Origin of the sequence: Fulvivirga aurantia, from assembly GCF_009711475.1 — a bacterium.
Taxonomy (GTDB): Bacteria; Bacteroidota; Bacteroidia; order Cytophagales; family Cyclobacteriaceae; genus Fulvivirga; species Fulvivirga aurantia.
In genome coordinates, this window is sequence record NZ_SMMD01000438.1 from 1 (window position 1) to 2,732 (window position 2,732).

Annotated in this window: 1 protein-coding gene and 1 pseudogene; both read left to right on the plus strand. The window is 39.4% G+C overall.

From position 1 onward, the window contains the following. A partial coding sequence (locus tag E1176_RS21220; RefSeq protein WP_281349514.1) for a putative LPS assembly protein LptD occupies nt 1-1,876 on the plus strand: 1,876 nt, incomplete at its 5' end. 13 nt (nt 1,877-1,889) lie between these two features. After that, nucleotides 1,890-2,732: pseudogene (locus E1176_RS21225) on the plus strand (putative LPS assembly protein LptD); the annotation flags it as partial.

The following is a 2,732-nucleotide window of genomic DNA, read 5'->3' on the forward strand; positions in this document are numbered from 1 at the left end:
CGTCTTATCAGTCGCTTTTTTTTGGTTTTTCATAACAAATCTCTTCGCTCAGGTTCCTGAAAAAAATCTCACAATCGGGCAGGAATTGTTGGGTAAAAAATCGATACAAGCCGATACTTCAATAAACGCTGATAGCACAGCCGTTGTTCCTGACTCCCTACAGGTAGAAAATGATTCTACCACCCTGGAAAGCCCTACTCCTCAAAGTGATATTGAGACTACTATCAATTACTCTGCCAGAGACTCAATCAATTTTTCTGTAGACAGTAAAATCGTGAGGCTTTATGGTGACTCAAAAATAAAATATGGTATTATTGAGCTTGAGGCTGATCAAATAACGATAGATTATAATGCCAACACGCTTACTGCTCATGGTAAGAAAGATTCTTTAGGCAATAAAATAGGTTACCCTATCTTTAAAAACGGGGCAGAAACCTACGAAACAAAAGACATAGAATATAATTTTAAAACAGGTCGAGCCAGAATCTCAGAAGTTGTGACTCAACAGGGTGAAGGCTACCTGCATGGTGAAACCGTTTTCAAAAACTCAGAAAATGAGCTTTTTAGTATAGATAACTCATATACTACCTGTAACCTGGCCCACCCACACTACAGAATAAAAGCAAAACGTACTAAGGCAATCCCTGATGACAAAATTGTTTCAGGGCCTTTCAATCTTGAAATTAATAATGTTCCTACTCCACTAGGCTTTCCTTTTGGTATGTTTCCCGCGCAAAACGAGGCTTCTTCAGGCATCATCGTACCGTCATATGGTGAGGAACGGAGAAGGGGTTTCTTTTTAAGAGGCGGTGGCTATTTTTTCGACATCAGCGACTATATGAAACTAGCCATTAGAGGTGATATCTATTCTAAAGGGGGTTACGGAGTAGATGTGGCGGTGCCTTATAAAAAACGATACTCCTACAATGGTAATTTCAACTTCAACGTTACGCAGCTAAGAATATCAGACAATATTGAGGATCGAGATCAAAAACAGAACGATTTTAGACTAAACTGGAGTCACACACCTCAAACAAAGGGAACAGGCCGGTTTTCTGCTTCTGTAAATGCCGCAACTTCTACCTACAACCAAAACAACTTCATAGGTGTTGGGCAGGTTCAGGACCCGAATAACCCTAATAGCAACTTCAACAACCTCACCAGAAAGTTGAGCTCAAATGTAAACTATTCAAAAACATTTAGAAACAGCCCTTTCTCACTGGGCATAAGTGCAAGGCATAATCAGGACGTGCGTACTAAAGAAGTTGACATTCTTTTACCGTCCGTTTCTTTTAACATGTCAAACATCTATCCTTTCAGAGGAAAGAGTGGATCTTCCAGCAGCTGGAAAGACAAGATAAGCTTGAGGTATACTATGGCCGGCACTAACGATATCACTAATAATGTAGGTAGAATCGGCTCTGACCCTTCTCAAGACAGTATTGCACCATTTGATTTTGAAAACTTCGGGACTTTTTTAGCGAACTCAAGAAAAGGAATCAGGCATCAGATACCCTTGGCAACTTCATTTAAGATGTTAAAGCACTTTACTGTGAGCCCTTCTGTGAACTACGAAGAAAAATGGTACTTTGAAAAATTAGAATATGGTATAGATCCTGATAATCCTAACCAGGCAATCGTAGTAGACACTTTAGATGGTTTTAACAGAGTATCTACCTACAGCGCAAGTGCTTCATTTAATACAAGGCTTTACGGCTACCATTTCTTCAAAGAGGGTAGTAAAATACAAGCCATAAGGCATGTAATGAACCCAAGCATCTCTTTCTCATACTCACCTGATTTTAGTGACGAGAAATTTGGCTATTATCAGCACCTTACCGGAGAAAACGGTGAGGAAATCCTGAGGTCAAGATAATCAGGGGGCTGTATATGGCGGACCAGGAATTGGTGAAAGTGGTAGCATCGGGCTTTCTATCAATAACACTCTAGAAATGAAAGTAGCTTCTGATGACGATTCAGTGAAACAATCTAAAAAAGTGCCGATTCTTAACAATTTTGGCTTAAGTACGAGCTACAATGTGGTGGCAGATTCTTTCAAGTTATCTAATATCAGCCTGAGGGCAAACACTGCTGTTTTTAACAGTAAATTAAATATCAACGTAAATGGTACAATAGACCCTTATGTTTATGTACTCGACAGTACCGGTGTAAACAGTCGTGATGAAACAATCTTTTACCAAAGACGCATCGATCGTTATGCATGGAATAGCGGGCAGGGAATCGGTCAACTGTCAAGCGCAACAATTGCACTCAGTACTAATTTAAGCCCTGGAGGAAATAAAAGTGACCAAAAAACCAGAGAAAGGATTAACAACTCTGCTTTAAACGATGCTGAAAAAGATTACTTGATCAGCAATCCTGATGCTTATGTCGACTTTAGCATACCATGGAGCTTAAGAATAAACTATAGTTTAAATTATTCTAAAAGAGGCTTTGAGGATCCGAACATTACTCAGTCATTGCGATTTAGTGGTGACTTCTCATTATCTGAGAAGTGGAAGATAACTTATAACTCTGGTTACGACTTTGAAGAAAAAGACTTTACCCTTACTCAATTTGGTATAACCCGAGACCTCCACTGCTGGACGATGAATTTAAGCTGGACTCCTTTTGGAAGATACGAAAGCTACAACTTTACAATCCGTGTGAAGTCATCGTTGCTTCAGGATCTGAAAATTGAGAGAAACAGAAGCTTCTTAGATAACAATTAG